Here is an 18,476-nt window from a genome sequence, read left to right as displayed (position 1 = left end):
CTTCAGTCTCCTGAACTCGCAGGCGAGGCGGTGGTCGCGCCAACTAGTGCCACTTCGCCCTTGGGAGCGACAATTCCCTGTTCACGGGCCATGGCGTAGGCCGATTTTGGGCCAATGTACAGCGAGGGTAAAAGAATCAGTGACACGGGTATCGCCGTTATCACAATAAACTGCTGCAGCGCACTGATCTGGCCTGCTCCCATGTACAGCAGTACAGCCGCCATGAGCGCCATGGCCACACCCCAGAAGGCCCGCACAATCGGTTCCGGCTCATCATGGCCCACACTGACCACGGCAATGGCGTAGCTCATCGAGTCGCCGGTCGTTGCCACGAAAATGGTTGTCAGCACGAGGATCGCCAGGGCCATCATTGCTCCGCCCGGCAAGGCCTGGGCAACAGTGAGCGTTGCGACATCAAACTGGAAGTTGTTGAGCGCCTCGCTCAAGTCAATCACTCCAGTGAGCTGATAAAAAATGCCGGAGCCACCCAGGAGTGTGAACCAGATGGTTGTGACAATAGGGGCCAGAACACTGACCGCGAGAATCATCTGCCGTATGGTCCGCCCCCGTGAAATACGCGCTACAAAAAGCGCCATCAACGGGCCATAGCCCAGGAACCAGGCAAAGAAGAACACCGTCCACCACTGCATCCACCAGCCCTCTGCAGTGACAGAAGTGACGGTAGCCATGGCAAAGAAGGAACTAATGTATTCACCAAACCCCTGGGTGAAGGCGTTAGTGAGAAACAGCGTCGGACCGAACAGGAAGATAACGGCAGCAACCGCCAGGGCAAGAAACACGTTGAGACGACTCAGTAACTGAATCCCTCTGTGAATGCCCGTCATTGCCGAGGTCACATATACCGCCGCCAGGACGCCAAGTATGACCAGTTGGGTACCGTACCCTCCAGAAAACCCGAACAGATCGTGCAAGCCAAAACTGACCTGGGTAGCCAGAAAACCGATAGGCCCGACCGTTCCCGCGACTACCGCGATTACACAGGCTGAGTCGACACAGGCCCCAAACCATCCCTGCATTATCCGATCACCAAATACCGGGTAGAGCAGAGTCCTTGGTTTCAGCGGCTGCCCCTTCACATAATGGGCATGAGCCAGAACGATGGCGGAAAGAGTGCCAAGAATGGCCCAGGCCAGGAAGCCCCAGTGCATGAAGGACTGGGCAAGAGCCGGGGCAACCGCCTCCGCTGTGGCTGCTTCGGTATCGAACACCGGCGGCGTGACGACGAAGTGGTAGATTGGCTCACCAGCAGCAAAGAAAACCCCGCCGCCCGCCAGCAGGGTGCACATAATTACCGACAACCACTTGAAGGTACTCAACTCGGGCGCATCCAGGTTCCCGACTTTTGCGCTACCCGCCGGCGATATGGCCACGCCCATACCGATCAGAAAGGTGAGCAGTAGCAGAAGCTGGAAATAGGAGCCCAGATTAGCAGCGGTCCAGGCAAAGCCCGCACTGATCAGGCTGGCTGTCCATTCAATGTCATACAGTGACAGCCCAAGGAAGAGCAGAATAAAGCCGACGGTCAGGAACAGTACAATCGGGTCGCCGAAACGACTGGCGCCGATTTCCGGGATAGCGATGGAGCTGGCTGAGTTGGTCATGACGATTACCTGTTGTTGTTTTTGAACAGATTGGTTTTCAGAACGCGGTATCAACAGCCGGCCGCGTGCCCTCGGTTAGTTGCCGGAGCCAGTTTCGGCCCATGATCTTCTCGATTTCTTCATGGTTGAATCCCTTTCGGCGCAGGCCCTCAATGATGTTCGGGAAGTGCCGGTTATCACTGAACCAGGACAACGGTGATGGCCACCCGGCGTTCGCTTGGCTGCCTTCGCCGTAGTCCATCGCCTTGGACCAACGCCCGTTACGCATCCAGGTCAGTACCGATTCCGGCTGAGCCTGGCAAAGATCGGTACCCATCCCGATGTGATCGATGCCCATCAGCTCCGCGGTATCGGCGACCATGCCGCAGAAATCATCCAGCGTGCAGTCCGGGCCATTCTTCAGGTGAAACGGATACACCGAAAAGCCGAGAATACCACCGCTTTGTGCGATGGCACGGAGCACAGAATCAGACTTGTTGCGCTTGGCCGGATGAAAACTTGACGGGTTGGCGTGGGAGATGATCACCGGCCGCTCGGAGATTTCAATGGCCTCCAGGGTGGATCGCTCGCCGCTGTGGGACATATCAATAAGCATGCCGACCCGGTTCATTTCCCGGATTGCCTGTTTGCCAAAACGGGTAATTCCGCTGTCCTCCAATTCGTAGCAGCCACAAGCCAGTAAACTCTGGTTATTGTAGGTGAGCTGCATGATCAGAAGCCCGAGCCGGCGCATGAGGGCGACCAGGTCGATATCGTCCTCGATTGGCGAGCAGTTCTGGGCCCCGAAGAACACCCCCACCCGATGGGTTTCCCGCGCCAGCTCGATATCGTCCGGCGCGCGCACCGGCATGATCAGGTCGCTGTGCTCCTCGAAGCGACGCTCCCACTCGCCAAACCGCAGTAAAGTTTCCCGGCAATTCTCGTGATACACGAGGGTGGCATGGACAGCATCAACACCGCCCTCCCGCATTTGTTCAAAGATACCGCGGGACCAGTTGGAGTACTGGAGACCATCAATGGTTAATACAGACTTCGACATGGTGCGATTCCTCAGGCCTTCGTGTAACAGGTCTTCACCACGGTGTAGAACTCCCGCGCGTACTGTCCCTGTTCACGGGGACCGAAGCTGGAATCCTTTCGACCGCCGAAAGGCACATGGTAGTCAGTGCCGGCAGTGGCCAGGTTGACCATGACACAGCCTGTCTCGGCACGGGCCTTGAAATCGGTCGCGCGTTTCAGGGAGCCGGTGATCAGACCAGCGGTGAGCCCATAGTTGGTATCGTTCAGAGTGGCCAGCGCGGCCTCATAATCCGGCACCCGTATGACACACGCCACCGGACCGAAAACTTCGTCACGGTTGATGCTCATGTCATTAGTGGTGTCCGTGAACAGCACCGGTTGCATGTAGTAACCGTCGGTTTCGGCGTTAACGTGGTCTCCACCGAACGCCATTTTTGCGCCCTCTTCCAGGGCAACGTTTACCCAACGCTGATTGGCCTCCAGCTGGGTCTTGCTGGCAATGGGCCCGATCACCGTATTCTCTGACAGAGCCGGGCCAACCTTGGCGCTGGCCAGTCTGGCAGTCAGTTTGTCCACGAATTCGTCATGTACAGCGTCCATAACGATCAGTCGGGATGACGCTGTGCACTTCTGGCCTGAGCCCGAGTAGGCACCGGCGAAAGCCGCTTCAACTGCAAGATCGAGGTCTGCGTCCTCGAGCACGATCAGTGCATTTTTCGAGCCCATCTCGAGTTGGCATTTCACCAGATTGGCGGCTGTGGCCGATGCCACGCGACGGCCAACATCAAGCGATCCGGTGAAGGTAATCGCCTGAACCTCGGGACTGGTGATGAGGGCTTCGCCTGCTTCACGGCCGCTTCCGGTCACCAGGTTGAAGGTTCCCGCCGGCAGGTCCTGCCGACTGATAATCTCCGTCAATGCCCAGGCGCTGGCCGGCACCAGGTTCGCCGGCTTGAACACCACCGCGTTGCCGAAAGCCAAAGCCGGCGCAATCTTCCAGACGGCAGTGGCCATAGGGAAATTCCAGGGACTAATCACGCCAATCACGCCCAGGGGCTCACGGCGCGTCTCGATTTCAATCCCGGGACGCACTGACGCTACCCTGTCATCAATCTGCCGCAGCACTTCCGCCGCGTAGTAGTGGAAGAACTGGCCGGAACGGTAAACCTCTCCCTTGCCCTCGGCCAGAGGCTTGCCTTCTTCCCTCGACAACAACTCACCCAGCTCATCCTTGCGGGCAATCAGCTCATCACCAATCGCCATCAGTACGCTGTATCTCGCTTCCAGCCCGGTCTCGGCCCATACCTTCTGCCCCTCCCTGGCCGCGGTGATCGCTTGCTTTACCTGATCGGTGCTGGCCTGATCGTAGTGACCGATGATGTCGCTGAGATCTGACGGATTCTGATTCGGCAGCGCTCCGTTGGCGCCTGCGACCCACTCTCCGCCGATGTAGAGTGCGTGTGACTGTGACATAGGGTTCCTCCTCAAGATGTTTCCACAGAGTAGACCCTGAGCATTAATAAGGATAATCAAAAATTTCGTGATTTTTATAAGAAGATCTTATACTTTTGGGAAATCAAAGTTTTTGAGGGAGTTAGCGTGTCGATCGAGTTGAAAATCCAGCCGCTACGCTATGTCCTGGCTGTATGGGAAGAAGGCAGTGTTCAGGGCGCAGCCCGCAAGTTGTATCGCAGTCAACCGGCTCTCTCCATGGCGATCCGGGACCTGGAAGAACGGCTCGGCCAGCCATTTTTCGAAAAAACCCACAAAGCCCAGCTCACGCCCTTTGGCGAATACTGTTTGCCAAGATTCCGGGATCTGGTCAAACAGCACGATCGATTGGCGAGCGAATTACAGCAGGTGGCCGGCGGTCATCAGGGTCGGGTGACCCTGGCGACGGTTCCGTCTGTCGCCAGTCGGCTGATGCCGGAATTCCTGGCCGGGTTTGTCAGCCAGTATCCGGACATCAACATCAACCTTCACGACGAGAATGCAGAATTTGTCTGCCGCCTGGTGGCCAGTGGCGAGGTGGACCTGGGCATCAGCAGCGTCTGGGTGGAAGACGAACGCCTGAGTTTTGCCCCACTATTCGAGGACAAGGTGGGTGTAGTCATGCGACGGGATCACCCGCTGGCGAACCGTAAAAGTCTGAAATGGACAGAACTGGCCCGGGAGCGATTCATTGCCAACGGTACCTCCCGGCTTCTGGAAAATACGGCGGCGGCCAGCCTGGTCGAAAATAACGACTTCTTCATTTCCAACATGATTTCACTGCTTGCCATGCTCGAGGCGGGAAGTGGGATTACAACACTGCCGCGACTAGCCTTCCCCGTAGATAGTGACAAGCTCTGTTTTATACCCCTGAGTGAACCCAGGCTGGTACGGCAGATCGGCATTATCAAGCCGGCCCATCGTTCTCTGTCGCCGCCGGCCCAGGCCCTGGAAGAACGGATACTGACAAGCCTGGCTGGCCTGGATATGTCATGAGAACAGTGAGGCAGCTACGCCCGTACCACCTCAGGCATCCTCAAGTATGAGGACCACCAGCTCCTTCGGCCCATGGGCACCATAGGCCAGGACCTGCTCGATATCCGCGGTCTTGGACGGGCCGGACACCAGCAACAGGTTGGTGGGCAAGCCCGCCGACCAGTTCTGGCGCTGCATCATGGCGTACAGGTTATCCTCGATCTCGCTGGCCCTGAGCAGGGCGATGTGCAACGGCGGCAGCAGGCTCATCAGCCTCGGCTCGTGCCGGTCCGGCCAGAGCACCAGCGAGCCGGTGGCAGCAATGGCACCAACGGTGCCGGTAATGCTCGCGTCCACTTCCCAGAACAGTTCCTCTTTCCATTCCTCCACCGGTCGGTCGTACGCCAGCAGTTGCACGGACGAGTCTGACTGCTGCAAGTATTCCGCGAGTTGCTGGCCATGGTCGGTTGCCGGGGCATGGAGCAGATTGCCGAGGTCCCGCTTGGCCAGGATCGCGGCCACTTTTTCCGGCCAGTTGTCGCTGCTGACCTGATGGATCTCGGTATGCACCGCCTCCATCAGATTGCGCAGCCGCATGATCCGGTCCTCCGGCGCGTACTGCCAGGGTTCGGTTACCAGGCGCTCGTCGAAGTCGTCCGGGCGCGGAATGGAGCCGGCCAGACCGGAGCGAAGCTTGTTCAGGATATTACTGCGGGCGCTCATCTCATTGCCCTCCGTTACGGGCCAGGTGCTCCCTGGCCAGATCGTGCAGGGAACGTTTCGCCGGGACCGGCGCGGTGTGGTTTTCGGTCCAGGGACCGACATTTTTCGGTGTCAGTTTGCGGAACCGGGTGGCCCCCCAGAGGAACAGGCGGTAGAGCACCGGGCTGCTATTGAGGGTCCGCCAGAACCGCCAGACCAGACGTTCCTTCCGGGAATACTTGGCGCCCCCATCTTTCACCTTCGCCCCTTCCGCCGGACTTTTCACATTCTCCTGGCGCAGGCGCTGAAGCAGTTCCGGGATCGGGATCTTCACCGGGCACACGTCACCACAGGCCCCACAAAGGGAGGAGGCGCTGGGATGGTCTGGCACCTGGTGCAGGCCGACCATATGCGGCGTCACAATCTTGCCGATCGGCCCCGGGTAGACCTCGCCGTAGGTGTGGCCACCCACCCGGGTGTACACCGGGCAGTGATTCATACAGGCGCCGCAGCGGATGCAGTTGAGGGTCTGGCGCATCTGGGCATCGGCAAAAGCACCGCTGCGGCCGTTGTCCAGCAGCACCAGGTGCACCTCCTCCGGGCCGTCCAACTCGTCGGCTTTGCGCGGGCCGGAGATCATATTCACATAGGTGGTGATCGGTTGCCCCAGGGCCGAGCGGGTCAGCAGGGAGAGCAGCGGCACCACGTCCCGCAGGTTTTCCACCACCTTCTCGAGACCAGTTACAGCAATGTGCACCGGTGGCGCGGTGGTACTCATCCGACCGTTGCCCTCGTTCTCCACCAGCAGCAGGGTGCCGGTCTCAGCAATGGCGAAGTTCACACCGGAAACCCCGACATCCGCCTCCATGAACTTGCGGCGAAGGGTGCGACGGCCGATCTGGATCAGCTCGTTGACGTCGTCGGTCTCCTCAACCCCCAGCTTGTCGTGGAACAGCTTCGACACCTGGCGACGGTTCTTGTGGATCGCCGGCATGATGATGTGGGAGGGTTTCTCACCGTCGAGCTGGACGATGTACTCACCCATATCCGACTCCAGGCACTCTACCCCGCGCTCGGCGAGGTAGTCGTTCATCTCCATTTCCTCGCTGACCATGGACTTGCCCTTGACCACCCGGGAACCCTGGCGAGCCCGGATGATGCCATGGACGATCTCGTTGGCCTGTTCGGTGGTTTCGGCCCAGTGCACCTTCACGCCGTTGTCGGTCAGCTTTGCTTCCAGCTGCTCGAGCAGGTCCGGCAGTCGGGACAGGGCCCGGGCCTTGGTCCGGTTGCCCAGCTCCCGCAGGCCTTCGCGCTCCTCCTCATCGGGGAAGGCGTCGGCCCGCTTTTTCATCAGCGAGTCCATGGCGGTGCGGAAGTTGGTCCGAAGCTGACCGTCCGCCAGCGCAATTTCCGCCCGGTCCCGGAAACCGCCGGTCAGTTCGGTAACAGGAATTCGCTGGCTCATACCTTGCCCTCCCCGCTCACGCGCTCCCAAAGGAAACTGGCCAGGTGCCGGCCCCGGAAAGTCTGCTGCTGTTTGTCGAGGGAACCGTTGATGTTCATCAGGCAGCCGCCGTCGGCGGTAACCATTTCGTCGGCTCCGCAAGCCATCAGGGATTGCGTCTTGTCCATTACCATGGCGCCGGAGACTTCCGGCATCCTTACCGAAAAGGTTCCGCCAAAGCCACAGCATTCGCTCTCGTGGTCATGGTCCACCCGCTCCACATTGGATAGCTTGCCCAGCAGTTCCCGGGCATGGAGGTGGGTGTTCATCTCACGGCGGGCGGAACAGGAGGTGTGCAGGGCAATCCGGGTGGGTTCACCCAGATCCTGCCACTCAACCTGGCAGACGTTGAGCAGGAACTCGGTCAGCTCGAAGGTACGCTCGGCCAGCGACTCAACCCGTTTCAGGGTGTCCGGCTCATCGGCGAACAGTTCCCGGTAATGCTGGCGGAACATGCCGGCGCAGGAGCCCGAGGGCACCACCACCGGCATGTCGGCATCGAGAATGGCCAGCTGCGCACGGGCCACTTCCCTCGCCTCGGCCGCATAGCCGGAGGTCCACGCCGGCTGGCCGCAACAGCTCTGCCCTTCCGGGAAATGTACCCGGACGCCCTCGCGTTCCAACAGGCGGATGGCATCCAGGCCTGCTTCCGGAAAGAACAGATCCACCACACAGGTCCCGAACAGGATCACTTCCCGGGGTTTGGCCGGATAGTGTCGCGGACCGGGTCGCTCCGGAGCCACCCGGGTGGCATTGGGGGCGGCGTCGTAAAACAGTTCGCTCATGATTGGCTCCTTCACGGAAACAGCGCTCGCGCGCTTACAGTCAGACCAACGGATCCACGATGCCCAGCCCGTAGGCGGCGATCAGGGCAATCAGGCCGGTCATTAACAGGTAATACAGGGTTGGCCAGACGGTCTTGCGCAGGGTCTGGCCCTCGCGGCCAAGCAGACCGACCGTGGCAGACGCGGCCACCACGTTGTGGATCGCCACCATGTTGCCAGCAGCAGCGCCCACCGCCTGCACCGCCACGATCAATGCGGTGGACAGACCAAGACTCTCGGCGACACCAAACTGGAACTGGCTGAACATCATGTTGGAGACGGTGTTGGAGCCAGCCAGGAACGCACCCATGGCACCAACGGCAGGCGCCAGCAGCGGATAGATACCGCCGACGGTATCGGCCACCCAGGTTGCCATGGCAATGGGCATGCTCGGCAGGTCAGACAGGTTGACCCCGGAGTTGATCAGGATCCGCACCATTGGCACGGTAAACAGCAGCACAAAACCGGCGCTCAGCAGCACACTGCCGGATTCTTTGACCGCAGCGGTCAGCTCCCGCACCTGCATCCGGTGAATAAAGAAGGTGGCGATCACCACCATCACCAGAATACCGCCGGGCAGGTACAACGGCTGAACACCGGCGTTGATGCCCGCCTCGCCCAGGATGTTAGAAAAGCCCACGCCGACAGCGGTGAAGGCCGCCTTGACCTCTGGGATCACCCGGCTGATCACCAGCACCACGCCCACCAGCACATAGGGCAGCCAGGCGCGGAAACCGCTCATGGGCTTGGCGGCCAGATCTTCCAGTTTCATTTCAATCAGGCCGAACCACTCGGACGGCCACTGGTCTCGGGGCGCAAAATCCCAGGTGGTTTTCGGCAGAAGGAAGCCCTTGCGAGCGGCGGTGGTGACAATAGCCAAGCCGATCAGTCCACCCAGCAGCGAAGGGAACTCGGGCCCGAGGATCACGCCGGTCAGGGCATAAGGCACCACAAAGGCAATACCGGCAAACAGAGCAAACGGCAGCACCTCAAGGCCTTCGCGCCAGCTTTTGTTCCTGCCGAAGAAGCGGGTCATCATCATGACCATGAACAGCGGCATGAGCACACCGACGATGGCATGGATAATGGCCACCTCGGAGGTGATCAGCTGCAGGTACTGGTCCCAGTTTGAACCCAGCTGTTCCATGCGCTCGCCAATACTGTTGCGATCGAGACCCGTGGTCACACCCACGATGATCGGAGTGCCGACCGCCCCGAACGATACCGGCGTGCTCTGTACCATCATGCCCAGCATGACCGCCGCCATGGCCGGGAAGCCGACCGCCACCAGCAGGGGTGCGGCAATGGCCGCCGGGGTACCAAAGCCCGAGGCTCCTTCGATGAACGAGCCAAACAGCCAGACGATGATGATCGCCTGCACCCGACGGTCCGGGCTGATGTTGGTGAAGCCGGCGCGGATGGCAGTAATGGCCCCGGAATGTTTCAGGGTGTTGAGCAGCAGGATGGCGCCGAAGATGATCCACAGCAGACCGAGGGTGATCACCAGCCCTTGCAGCGAGGATGCGAGAATACGGTTGAAGCTCATGTCCCAGCCGGTATAGGCGATCAGGGCCGTGACCAGGAACACCAGCGGCATGGCACGGCGGGCCGGCCAACGCAGGCCGAGTAGCAGAATCCCGGCCAGGAGGATGGGGGTAAACGCCAAGAGGGCAAGCAATCCGGACGACATACAACTCTCCAAATCTTGTTTTTGGAATCTTTAGTGGATAATTGGTATTACCAATTTACAAGAGGTAGGCGCTTACGTTAGGGGAAGGGGCCGACCGCTGTCAAAACGACCACCCTCGACATTGGTCCAATTGCGTTTGGTGATTGCTGTCAAATCAACCGGTAATCGGGGTATGCTGTTTTGGTAAGACCAATCTGAAATCCACCGAAATCCTCAGGTAGTGCATTTAATGGCCATCGGACATATTGCCCCCCGGCGCCTGGCCGACACCATCGTCGAGCAGCTGGAAACCATGATTCTGGAAGGAACCCTGCAGCCGGGCGAGCGGCTGCCGCCGGAACGGGTGCTGGCCGAGCAGTTCGGGGTATCACGCCCTTCGCTTCGGGAGGCTGTGCAGAAACTCGCCGCCAAGGGGCTGCTCACCAGCCGTCAGGGGGGCGGCAACTTTGTCACCGAAAACCTGGGCTCCAGCTTCAGTGACCCGTTGATCTCGCTACTGGAAGACCGGCCTGAGGCCCAGCGGGATCTGCTGGAGTTCCGCCGCACCCTGGAGGCGGATTGCGCCTATTACGCCGCCCAGCGAGCGACAGAGGTGGATCGTGAGCATCTGCAGGCGGCCTACAAGGAACTCCAGGCCTGCTACGAGAAAACGTCCGAGCGGGATGTGGAAGCCGAGGGCGCGGCGGATGCCCGCTTTCACCTGGCCATCGCGGAGGCGAGCCATAACGTCATTCTTCTGCACACCATCCGCACCCTGTTCAACATGCTCAAGAGCAGCGTGGTGACCAACATCGGCGGCATGTACGCGAGAGAAGCAGAAACCCGGGAAGGGCTCAAGCAGCAGCATCAACTGCTGTTCAACGCCATCATGGAAGGGCGCGCGGATGACGCCCGGGAGATCGCAGGCACCCACATACAATACGTGCAGCAGGTGCTGTCCGAGCGCAGCGAAAGCCACCGTCGTCTGGAGCGGGCCATCCGCCGGGACAGCCTGACCCGAAGCTGACGTTCAGAGTTTCTCCCAGACCGTCACTTCAGAGAAACTGTGCTGGAACTTGTTCCGGGTCTCGCGGATCACGAAGGGCACGCTGTGGGGGTCCACCAGCAGCCGGAAATGCGGAGACAGCATATCCCGCAGGCCATCAAAGGTGGTGTAGTCCTCCCCGTCCTTCCGGAAACCACCGACCCAGGCTTCGCGGGGCGTGTACTCCTCCAGCCAGGTATACGGGGAGGCGATGACCAGCAGGCCGTTTTCGGTAATACGCTCGTGAATCGTGGTGAGAAACTTTGACGGCTGATACAGACGATCGATCAGGTTGGCCGCCAGTACCAGATCGTATCCGGTGAACCGGGAACTGAGATCACAGGCATCGCCCTGATGGAAACTCACCTTGCCGGCGGCATCTTCCAACCCGAGGGACGCGAGGCTCCGCTCCTGGTAACTCACCAGTTCACCCTCTTCCGGGCGGGCATAGCGTACCTGCCTCTGCTTCGCCATGTCTGCTGCTGCACTGACAAAGCTTTCGGAATAGTCGACACCGTCGACGTGGTCAAAGCGGGTAGCCAACTCGAAGGTGGCCCGGCCGCAGGCGCAGCCCAGATCCAGGGCCTTGCCGTGATCCCGACCGTTCATCGCATCGAAACACAGCCGCGCCAGTTCCTGGGGGAAGTTCGGCTCGCCGTGCCAGGATTCACCAAAGTGGAATTCCAGGTACTGCGCCAGTGTGGTGTCACTCTCGTAATAGCCGCTGGGCTCGTTCACATGCATATCCTCGTTGCTGGGCCGATCCTGCCATGAGAGCAGCGAATCAGTCGCCCGCCGGTTTCGGGTACAGGGGCTCCACCACCGGTTTCAGCCCCTTGGCGTCATCGATAAACAATTGCAGATGCGGGAAAGGTATCTCGATACCGGCGGCATCCAGCGCCTCTTTGATCTGCTCGAGTATCTCGGCCATGATTCTGGGCTGCACATCCAGATTGTCCGGCGTGATCCACACCTGCGCTTTCAGATTGACCGAGGAATCCCCCAGGCTCTCCATCAGTACCCTGGGCTCCATGCCTTTCGACTGCAGTGCCTCCGGGTGCGCGTGCAATACCGGCATGATGACCTCCCGGGCCGCCTGTGCCGATTCCTTGTAGGCGATGCCCACCGGAATATTCAGTCGTGTCGCGCCCTCCGCGCTGTAATTGACAATATCAGAGGACGCCACGCTGTCGTTGGGAATCATTGTGAAGATGTTATCCCGGGTCCGCAGCCAGGTGGTCCGAAGAGCAATTTTCACCACCTTGCCATCCTGGCCGTTGATCGTCACCCAGTCCCCGATGCGAAAAGGCCGTTCGATAAGCAGGGTTATACCGGCGATGAAGTTGGAAAGGGTGGACTGGGCGGCGAAACCCACCGCGATACCAACGATACCCAGCCCGGCCACGATGGAGACCACGTCAAAGCCGAATTGGGCAACGACCGTGACAACCGCGAAGGTGACCGCCAGTACCGAGAACAGATTTTCCACCAGCTGCCGGATTGAAGGATCCATCCGGTAGCGGGTCATCGTCTCCCGAATCAGCCGGCCCAGGACCAGCCAGGCGACAAAGAAACCGAGCGCCATCAATCCGGCCTTTGCCATCGCTGCCAGAAACACCGCACCCGCCCCGAACTGGGCCAGAATCACCAGTAACGCGCCGAGGCCCATGAGGTAACGCACTCCGGTACGCAGATGACCGAACAGCGGGTGGGCAGCCCGGCGCTTGCCAACGACGAGTCGAGTCAGACCGATCACAATCACGTAGGCGCCAACAAACAGAGCGACATAGAACACCGATATCACCAACTGGCTCAAGGCGTGGATCGCAAGCGCCCCCCAGTCCAGCTCTCCGCCGCCAAGCGCCTCGACGGTGTCCCCGAGGTTTTTCTTCAGCTGTTCGATTACAGCCGTAATAAAGGTCTCAGCCATTCGCCGGTTCCTTGTTCTTGATTTCGGCGTTACCCGTCCCTATCAACTCTGCCAGCCAGGGCAGCAGGTCGGGATAGGCATCCAGATCCAGCACAAACTCCTGGCCCCGTGCGGCACTGGCCAGATAACACCAGGGCAGGTCCAGTCGCCAACGGTCAGGCTTCTGATGATAGCTTAGCGCCGGTTTGCCCCCGGCGGGGAAAAATCCGGCCGGCAGCCGCCAACGGGTGGGGAGTCGGCCTTCAGGATCAGTCAGCCTCAGGCGATCTTGCAGTTGCGGGAACACGCCACTACCCGGCAAAGCGCGTCGATGCCCGGGTAACCGCCAGGAATCCGATGACACATACAGGGTATTGCCCGGATCCGGTCCCCGGCAAAAATGCGGATGGTAGCGCGCCCAGGGCAGTGCCTTCGACGGCAGATCATCTACAGCATGCACCTGACCGACGTGCAACCAGCCCCAGATGGCATGAAATGGCCGGGTACCCGGCACAAACCGCCATCGACGACGCACCATCTCAGCCTTTCGGAATACGCCAAAGAACAGAAACAGATCGCCCACACCCACACCCTGATTATTCAGATGCCCCTGGGCTGAACCGGTCTGGCCCAGCAAAGGCCGCCAGCCGGGTTGGCGCGGCAGGGCATCGGCCACCAGATCCGGATCCAGATGTGCACCGGAACCGCCCCGCACCCGGCCACCGGAAAGGTCCCGGGCAATCTTGCCGAGACGGCGCGCCCCGAATGACACATCGTCATAGCGGATCTGTGACAGCCGGTCGGGAATTGGCAGGACACACAGGGAACCATCGGGCAGAACCGGGCTGGGACAGCCTCCGGCAGAGGAATCGAAGCCTTTCCGGCTCAGAATCAGTCGCACACGCACTCCTGGATCAATGGGGATTCGGCAGGGGAAAATGCTATCGTAGATTGTTGTCCAATGCGCCCCGACAGGCCGCCAATCGGAGACCACCATGAAAATTGTCTGTATTTCCGACACCCACGGCATGCATCGCCAGGTAAAAGTGCCTGATGGCGACCTGTTGATCCACGCCGGCGACTGCCTGGGCCAGGGCACCCTGGATGATCTGGAGGATCTGAATGACTGGTTCGGCAGCCTGCCCCACCGGCACAAGATTCTGATCGCGGGCAATCATGACTGGTGTTTCCAGGACGAACCGGAGGAATCCCGTGTTCTGCTGACCCACGCCCATTATCTTCAGGACAGTGGCCTGGAGCTGGAAGGGCTGAGGTTCTGGGGCAGCCCCTGGACCCCGGTTTTCTTCAACTGGGCATTCAACCTGGAGCGGGGGCCCGAGCTGGCCGAGCGCTGGGAACGCATTCCCGAGAAGCTGGATGTACTGATCACCCATGGTCCGGCCGCCGGCATCCTGGACACGGTGCCCAGCGGCCTGGGAGATCAGTCCGTGGGCTGCGAGGAATTGGCCCGGGTGCTTGAATCCCGGTCGCCCCGGTTCCACATTTTCGGGCACATCCATGAAAGCTATGGCCAGAAACAGGTAGGCAATTGCCTGCACGTCAACGCCAGCACCTGTACAGGCAGTTACAAGCCACTGAACCTGCCTGTCGTTCTGGACCTTTGAGGAGCACCATGTCCAAACACCCTGACTATTCCCTGCTGGAACTCGCCTCGGTCCGCGAGGGCGACTCCGTCGGCACTACCCTGGCGAACAGTGTTGCCTATGCCCAACACGCGGAAAAGCTCGGGTTCAGGCGGTTCTGGCTGGCCGAGCACCACAACATGGAAGGCATCTCCAGCTCGGCAACCTCGGTACTGATCGGCCATATTGCGGGCAAGACTTCCACCATTCGAGTGGGCTCCGGCGGTGTGATGCTGCCCAACCATCCGCCGCTGGTGATTGCCGAACAGTTCGGGACCCTGGAATCACTCTATCCCGGCAGGATCGATCTGGGCCTGGGCCGGGCTCCCGGCACCGATCCGGTAACAGCCCGGGCTCTGCGCCGGGATGGGCTGGGCGCCGAGCAATTCCCGGAAGACGTCGCCCGGCTGCAAACCCTTCTGGGGCCGTTACAGCCCGGCCAACCGGTCAAGGCCATTCCCGGCGCCGGCACCAATGTACCCATCTGGCTGCTGGGATCCAGCCTTTACAGCGCCCAACTGGCGGCCATGCGGGGGCTGCCTTATGCCTTTGCCGGCCATTTCGCGCCACGCCTCTACCGGGAGGCCCTGAGAGTCTATCGGGACAACTTCCAGCCTTCCGACCAGCTTGTCGAGCCCTATGCCATGCTGGCAGTGCCGGCCATACCCGCGGATTCCGTTGAGGAAGCCCGCTACCTGGCCACCACCAGCTACCAGCGTATCCTGTCGCTGTTCCGGGGCCAGCCGCTGTGGATGAAGCCACCGGTGGAAACCATGGAGGGCCTGTGGAATGCCGGTGAGGAGGCCAGTGTCCGGGATTTCCTGGGGCTACAGCTGCTGGGAGATGCTGCCACCATTCGCCAGCAACTAAACGACCTGCTGGTGACGGTGGAGGTGGACGAGCTCATGTTCACGGTGGACATCTACGACCCGGAAAAGCGCCGCCATGCCCTCGACATACTGGCCGCTACCCGGAATCAGAGCACCGACTCGACCGCCTCGATCAACTGAGGATCCTCCGGCCGGACCTGGCTCGGGAACCGCTGCACCACTTCGCCATCCCGGTTCACCACGTATTTGGTGAAATTCCACCGGGGTGGTTGGCTCTGCCGATTGAGCTCGCGGAACACCGGATTGGCGTCGGTGCCGGTCACCGGACCCGGTGCGATCATGGTGAAGGTGACACCGAAATTCACGAAGCACACATTGGCGGCCTCTTCCTCGCTGTCCGCTTCCTGCCGGAAGTCGTCGCTGGCAAACCCCACAACCACCAGACCCTTGTCTGCATATCGTTGATGCAGTGCCTCCAGCCCCTCGAACTGACCGGTGTACCCACAGCGGCTGGCAGTGTTGACCACCAGCATGGGTTTGCCGCCCGCAAGCTCGCACAGGTTGACGGAATCCCGGGAATGCAGCTTCCGCTGCTCGTGGTCGAGAAACGCCGGGCAGCCCTCTGTTTCCTGGGCTTGCGCGGTGCTGGTGAGAGCCGCGAGCACCAGGATCATTAGCAATCTGGACATAAAGAGCCTCCTTGATATCAACCCTTCATACGTTCCGGACACCAATACGGCTCTGATCACTGGACACCGGCGCCATCAATCGCAATCATCCCTGTAAATACACGTTTCAGGAAGACCGATATGCCCCGAGAGATCATTCACCTGTTCCTTTCCCACGGACTGGAAAGCGGGCCCGGCAGCACCAAGATCCAGGCCATGAAACAGGCAGCAGAAGCTTTCCCCGGCATTTGCGCCGAGGCCATCGACCACCGCAGCAGCAAGGATCCGGATGTCCGCCTGCAGCAGATGCGGGCGGCCATGGATGAGGCCAGCGCGGATCCGGCGCGAACGATCCTGGCCGGATCCAGCATGGGTGGCTGGGTCTGCGCCCAGACCAGCGCCCTCACCCCGGTGCTGGGCTGTTTCCTGCTGGCACCGGCATTGGCACTGCCGCGTTATCCCCAGTCCAGCCCCGTCATTCAGGCGAAACACACCCGGATCATCCACGGCTGGGATGACGATGTGGTACCGGCAATGCCGGTTCTGGAACTGGCCCGGGAGCAACGCATCACCACCCTGGTTCTGCCCGACGGGCACCGCCTCCAGAACAGTGTCGATACCGTGGTACGGGAATTCACCCTGTTCGTGAAAAACTGCCTGTCAGAACTGAATCCATCCTGAATTCATGCACTTGCGATCCGGCTAAAACCTGTATCCGGTATTGGCTTATTTCCGCCATTTTCTTGCGAAAACGACTTTGTTTTGCCAGTCTTTATAAACGTAACAATGGATTAACGTAAAATAACGAGCGGAGACAACCCGATGAGCAGCAAGAGTAAATTCAGGAAACTGGCTGGTATTTCAGCGCTGGCATTCGCCGGCCTGACCGCGGCAAACGCCGTAAACGCGGCCAACTGGCGCTATGCCCATGAAGAATACGAAGGCGATGTTCAGGACGTTTACGCCTACAAGTTCAAGGAATATATCGAGGAAAACTCGGACCACACCCTGCAGGTTTATCGCTTCGGTGAGCTGGGTGAGTCCAGTGATATCATGGAGCAGACCCAGGCGGGCATTCTGAATTTCGTAAACCAGTCTCCCGGTTTCACTGGCGCACTGATTCCCGAGGCACAGATTTTCTTCATTCCATACCTGATGCCTACCGATATGGAGACAGTGGTAGAGTTCTTCCGGGAAAGTGAAGCAATCAACGAGATGTTCCCGAAGCTGTATGCCCAACACGGCCTCGAGCTTCTGCAGATGTATCCTGAAGGTGAAATGGTTGTAACGGCTGATGAGCCGATCACCAAGCCCGCAGACTTCAACAACAAGAAGATCCGGGTCATGACCAACCCGCTTCTGTCCGAGACATACGACGCATTCGGCGCAACTCCTACGCCGCTGCCCTGGGGTGAGGTCTACGGTGCCCTGCAGACCAACATGATTCAGGGTCAGGAAAACCCGATCTTCTGGATCGAATCCGGCGGTCTTTATGAAGTTTCTCCGAACCTGATCTTTACCGGTCACGGATGGTTTACTACGGCCATGATGGCGAACCAGGACTTCTATAACGGCCTGTCCGAGGAAGACAAGAAGCTGGTCCAGGATGCTGCCGACTATGCATTTGAAAAGATCCTTGTGCATATCGACGGTCTGGCAGAGGAGTCACTCGAGAAGATCAAGAAAGCCAGCGATGAGGTCACGGTTACCCGACTGAACGACGAACAGATCGAAGCCTTCAAGGCGCGCGCGCCTCAGGTTGAAGAGAAGTTCATCGAGATGACTGGCGAAAGCGGTAAAGAGCTGCTGAACCAGTTCAAGGAAGACCTGAAAGAAGTTCAGTCCGACTGAACCCACTGAAGGCGGCTCCCTCGGAAGAGGGAGCCCTTTCTCAGTTAACCCCCGGCTATCAGCCATTCATTCATCATCCCCCGGCTGAAAGCCTTTTTTCGGAGCGCTAACCCTATGTCCGAAAAGTCTCCGGAGATCGAAGACGACACCGGATCTTATGAATCCGGCTTACCCGGCTTCCTGGGTACCATTGACGTTTTCATCAGCAAAGTCGAAGCGGTCATGCTCGCCATGGGCGTGATCCTTATGGCCGTCAACACCTGCGTGAATGTAATTGCCCGGTTCGTTTTCCAGGAGGGTTTGTTCTTCTCCGGAGAAATCAACCGAATTCTGATCATTCTTATCACCTTCGCTGGTATCGGCTACGCAGCCCGCCACGGACGCCACATTCGTATGTCGGCTGTCTACGACGCGATTCCCACCAAGGGACGCAAGTTGCTGATGATCATCATTGCCCTGTTCACCTCGGTGGTGATGTTTTTCCTCTGCTACCATTCCTACGGCTATATCGAGACTCTCTATGAGCGGGGCCGGATTCTGCCGGCACTGGGCTTTGAGATCTGGTGGATCTATATTTGGGCCCCGGTAGGTTTTGCGATTACCGGCATCCAGTATTTCCTCACCGCCATCAAGAACTTCACCAGCAAGGATGTCTACCTCTCCACTGGCGTTGTTGATGGTTACGCCGACACCGAATCGGAAGTATGACCCCTGCAGCTG

At 59.5% G+C, this 18,476-nt stretch carries 18 protein-coding genes; 7 read left to right on the top strand and 11 right to left on the bottom strand.

The window, feature by feature from the left end:
- Positions 1–2: 2 nt before the first annotated feature.
- From DET50_RS06270 to DET50_RS06260, 3 genes are read right to left on the bottom strand one after another with little or no spacing between them, the layout of a single operon-like run.
- Positions 3–1,622: a BCCT family transporter gene (locus tag DET50_RS06270; RefSeq protein WP_113862026.1), complete on the bottom strand. Its 1,620-nt coding sequence runs from the start codon at positions 1,620–1,622 to the stop codon at positions 3–5.
- Between the two features lie 37 nt (positions 1,623–1,659).
- Positions 1,660–2,661 carry a dipeptidase gene (locus tag DET50_RS06265; RefSeq protein WP_113862025.1) on the bottom strand — a complete coding sequence of 334 codons (1,002 nt, stop codon included), beginning with the start codon at positions 2,659–2,661 and terminating at the stop codon, positions 1,660–1,662.
- 11 nt (positions 2,662–2,672) lie between these two features.
- Complete coding sequence (locus tag DET50_RS06260) at positions 2,673–4,115, bottom strand: aldehyde dehydrogenase family protein (protein WP_113862024.1); 1,443 nt, start codon at positions 4,113–4,115, stop codon at positions 2,673–2,675.
- 126 nt (positions 4,116–4,241) lie between these two features.
- Between DET50_RS06260 and DET50_RS06255 the strand changes: the two genes are divergently transcribed.
- Complete coding sequence (locus DET50_RS06255; protein WP_113862023.1) at positions 4,242–5,129, top strand: LysR family transcriptional regulator; 888 nt, start codon at positions 4,242–4,244, stop codon at positions 5,127–5,129.
- A 30-nt stretch (positions 5,130–5,159) separates the two neighbouring features.
- Here the strand turns inward: DET50_RS06255 and DET50_RS06250 are convergent, their stop codons facing one another.
- Genes DET50_RS06250 through DET50_RS06235 form a run of 4 tightly spaced genes read right to left on the bottom strand, consistent with a single transcriptional unit; the run spans position 5,160 to position 9,831 of the window.
- Positions 5,160–5,831 (bottom strand): LutC/YkgG family protein, encoded by a 672-nt coding sequence (locus DET50_RS06250; protein WP_113862022.1) that lies wholly within the window; start codon positions 5,829–5,831, stop codon positions 5,160–5,162.
- Position 5,832: 1 nt separating this feature from the next.
- On the bottom strand, positions 5,833–7,278 hold the full coding sequence (locus DET50_RS06245; protein WP_113862021.1) for a LutB/LldF family L-lactate oxidation iron-sulfur protein: 1,446 nt from the start codon (positions 7,276–7,278) through the stop codon (positions 5,833–5,835).
- Complete coding sequence (locus DET50_RS06240; RefSeq protein ID WP_113862020.1) at positions 7,275–8,102, bottom strand: (Fe-S)-binding protein; 828 nt, start codon at positions 8,100–8,102, stop codon at positions 7,275–7,277. Before DET50_RS06240 ends, DET50_RS06245 begins: the two co-directional genes overlap by 4 nt.
- A 40-nt stretch (positions 8,103–8,142) precedes the next feature.
- A complete protein-coding gene (locus tag DET50_RS06235; RefSeq protein ID WP_113862019.1) occupies positions 8,143–9,831 on the bottom strand; it encodes an L-lactate permease in 1,689 nt (562 codons plus the stop codon).
- A gap of 229 nt (positions 9,832–10,060) precedes the next feature.
- Here DET50_RS06235 and DET50_RS06230 point away from each other — a divergent pair, with 229 nt between their 5' ends.
- A complete protein-coding gene (locus tag DET50_RS06230; protein WP_113862018.1) occupies positions 10,061–10,837 on the top strand; it encodes a GntR family transcriptional regulator in 777 nt (258 codons plus the stop codon).
- Between the two features lie 3 nt (positions 10,838–10,840).
- Here the strand turns inward: DET50_RS06230 and DET50_RS06225 are convergent, their stop codons facing one another.
- Genes DET50_RS06225 through DET50_RS06215 form a run of 3 tightly spaced genes read right to left on the bottom strand, consistent with a single transcriptional unit; the run spans position 10,841 to position 13,665 of the window.
- A complete protein-coding gene (locus DET50_RS06225; protein WP_258546065.1) occupies positions 10,841–11,593 on the bottom strand; it encodes a putative 4-mercaptohistidine N1-methyltransferase in 753 nt (250 codons plus the stop codon).
- Between the two features lie 46 nt (positions 11,594–11,639).
- Positions 11,640–12,785 (bottom strand): mechanosensitive ion channel family protein, encoded by a 1,146-nt coding sequence (locus tag DET50_RS06220; RefSeq protein ID WP_113862016.1) that lies wholly within the window; start codon positions 12,783–12,785, stop codon positions 11,640–11,642.
- A complete protein-coding gene (locus tag DET50_RS06215) occupies positions 12,778–13,665 on the bottom strand; it encodes an Nmad3 family putative nucleotide modification protein (RefSeq protein WP_113862015.1) in 888 nt (295 codons plus the stop codon). Before DET50_RS06215 ends, DET50_RS06220 begins: the two co-directional genes overlap by 8 nt.
- A gap of 94 nt (positions 13,666–13,759) precedes the next feature.
- Between DET50_RS06215 and DET50_RS06210 the strand changes: the two genes are divergently transcribed.
- Positions 13,760–14,389 (top strand): metallophosphatase domain-containing protein, encoded by a 630-nt coding sequence (locus DET50_RS06210; RefSeq protein ID WP_113862014.1) that lies wholly within the window; start codon positions 13,760–13,762, stop codon positions 14,387–14,389.
- 8 nt (positions 14,390–14,397) lie between these two features.
- Positions 14,398–15,417, top strand: coding sequence for an LLM class flavin-dependent oxidoreductase (locus DET50_RS06205; RefSeq protein ID WP_113862013.1), 1,020 nt, complete (start codon positions 14,398–14,400; stop codon positions 15,415–15,417).
- Here DET50_RS06205 and DET50_RS06200 read toward each other — a convergent pair.
- The gene (locus DET50_RS06200) at positions 15,384–15,926 is read right to left on the bottom strand and encodes a glutathione peroxidase (RefSeq protein WP_113862012.1); all 543 of its coding nucleotides are present in this window, start codon (positions 15,924–15,926) and stop codon (positions 15,384–15,386) included. The two genes, DET50_RS06205 and DET50_RS06200, sit on opposite strands and share 34 nt — an antisense overlap.
- Positions 15,927–16,046: 120 nt before the next feature.
- On the opposite strand from DET50_RS06200, the gene DET50_RS06195 reads away from it, so the two are divergent.
- The 3 genes from DET50_RS06195 to DET50_RS06185 all read left to right on the top strand — a co-directional run bounded on the left by DET50_RS06195 (position 16,047) and on the right by DET50_RS06185 (position 18,464).
- The gene (locus DET50_RS06195; protein ID WP_113862011.1) at positions 16,047–16,586 is read left to right on the top strand and encodes a YqiA/YcfP family alpha/beta fold hydrolase; all 540 of its coding nucleotides are present in this window, start codon (positions 16,047–16,049) and stop codon (positions 16,584–16,586) included.
- Positions 16,587–16,727: 141 nt separating this feature from the next.
- Complete coding sequence (locus tag DET50_RS06190; RefSeq protein ID WP_113862010.1) at positions 16,728–17,756, top strand: TRAP transporter substrate-binding protein; 1,029 nt, start codon at positions 16,728–16,730, stop codon at positions 17,754–17,756.
- A gap of 114 nt (positions 17,757–17,870) precedes the next feature.
- The gene (locus DET50_RS06185) at positions 17,871–18,464 is read left to right on the top strand and encodes a TRAP transporter small permease (RefSeq protein ID WP_113862009.1); all 594 of its coding nucleotides are present in this window, start codon (positions 17,871–17,873) and stop codon (positions 18,462–18,464) included.
- Positions 18,465–18,476 lie beyond the last annotated feature (12 nt).

Source organism: Marinobacter pelagius (assembly GCF_003315345.1).
GTDB lineage: Bacteria > Pseudomonadota > Gammaproteobacteria > Pseudomonadales > Oleiphilaceae > Marinobacter > Marinobacter pelagius_A.
This window is presented reverse-complemented; position numbering and strand designations above follow the sequence as displayed.

Coding starts and splice junctions, on each gene's coding strand:
- DET50_RS06270 (WP_113862026.1), bottom strand. CDS start 1,622: ATGACCAACTCAGCCAGCTCCATCGCTATCCCGGAAATCGGCGCCAGT.
- DET50_RS06265 (WP_113862025.1), bottom strand. CDS start 2,661: ATGTCGAAGTCTGTATTAACCATTGATGGTCTCCAGTACTCCAACTGG.
- DET50_RS06260 (WP_113862024.1), bottom strand. CDS start 4,115: ATGTCACAGTCACACGCACTCTACATCGGCGGAGAGTGGGTCGCAGGC.
- DET50_RS06250 (WP_113862022.1), bottom strand. CDS start 5,831: ATGAGCGCCCGCAGTAATATCCTGAACAAGCTTCGCTCCGGTCTGGCC.
- DET50_RS06245 (WP_113862021.1), bottom strand. CDS start 7,278: ATGAGCCAGCGAATTCCTGTTACCGAACTGACCGGCGGTTTCCGGGAC.
- DET50_RS06240 (WP_113862020.1), bottom strand. CDS start 8,102: ATGAGCGAACTGTTTTACGACGCCGCCCCCAATGCCACCCGGGTGGCT.
- DET50_RS06235 (WP_113862019.1), bottom strand. CDS start 9,831: ATGTCGTCCGGATTGCTTGCCCTCTTGGCGTTTACCCCCATCCTCCTG.
- DET50_RS06230 (WP_113862018.1), top strand. CDS start 10,061: ATGGCCATCGGACATATTGCCCCCCGGCGCCTGGCCGACACCATCGTC.
- DET50_RS06220 (WP_113862016.1), bottom strand. CDS start 12,785: ATGGCTGAGACCTTTATTACGGCTGTAATCGAACAGCTGAAGAAAAAC.
- DET50_RS06210 (WP_113862014.1), top strand. CDS start 13,760: ATGAAAATTGTCTGTATTTCCGACACCCACGGCATGCATCGCCAGGTA.
- DET50_RS06205 (WP_113862013.1), top strand. CDS start 14,398: ATGTCCAAACACCCTGACTATTCCCTGCTGGAACTCGCCTCGGTCCGC.
- DET50_RS06200 (WP_113862012.1), bottom strand. CDS start 15,926: ATGTCCAGATTGCTAATGATCCTGGTGCTCGCGGCTCTCACCAGCACC.
- DET50_RS06195 (WP_113862011.1), top strand. CDS start 16,047: ATGCCCCGAGAGATCATTCACCTGTTCCTTTCCCACGGACTGGAAAGC.
- DET50_RS06190 (WP_113862010.1), top strand. CDS start 16,728: ATGAGCAGCAAGAGTAAATTCAGGAAACTGGCTGGTATTTCAGCGCTG.
- DET50_RS06185 (WP_113862009.1), top strand. CDS start 17,871: ATGTCCGAAAAGTCTCCGGAGATCGAAGACGACACCGGATCTTATGAA.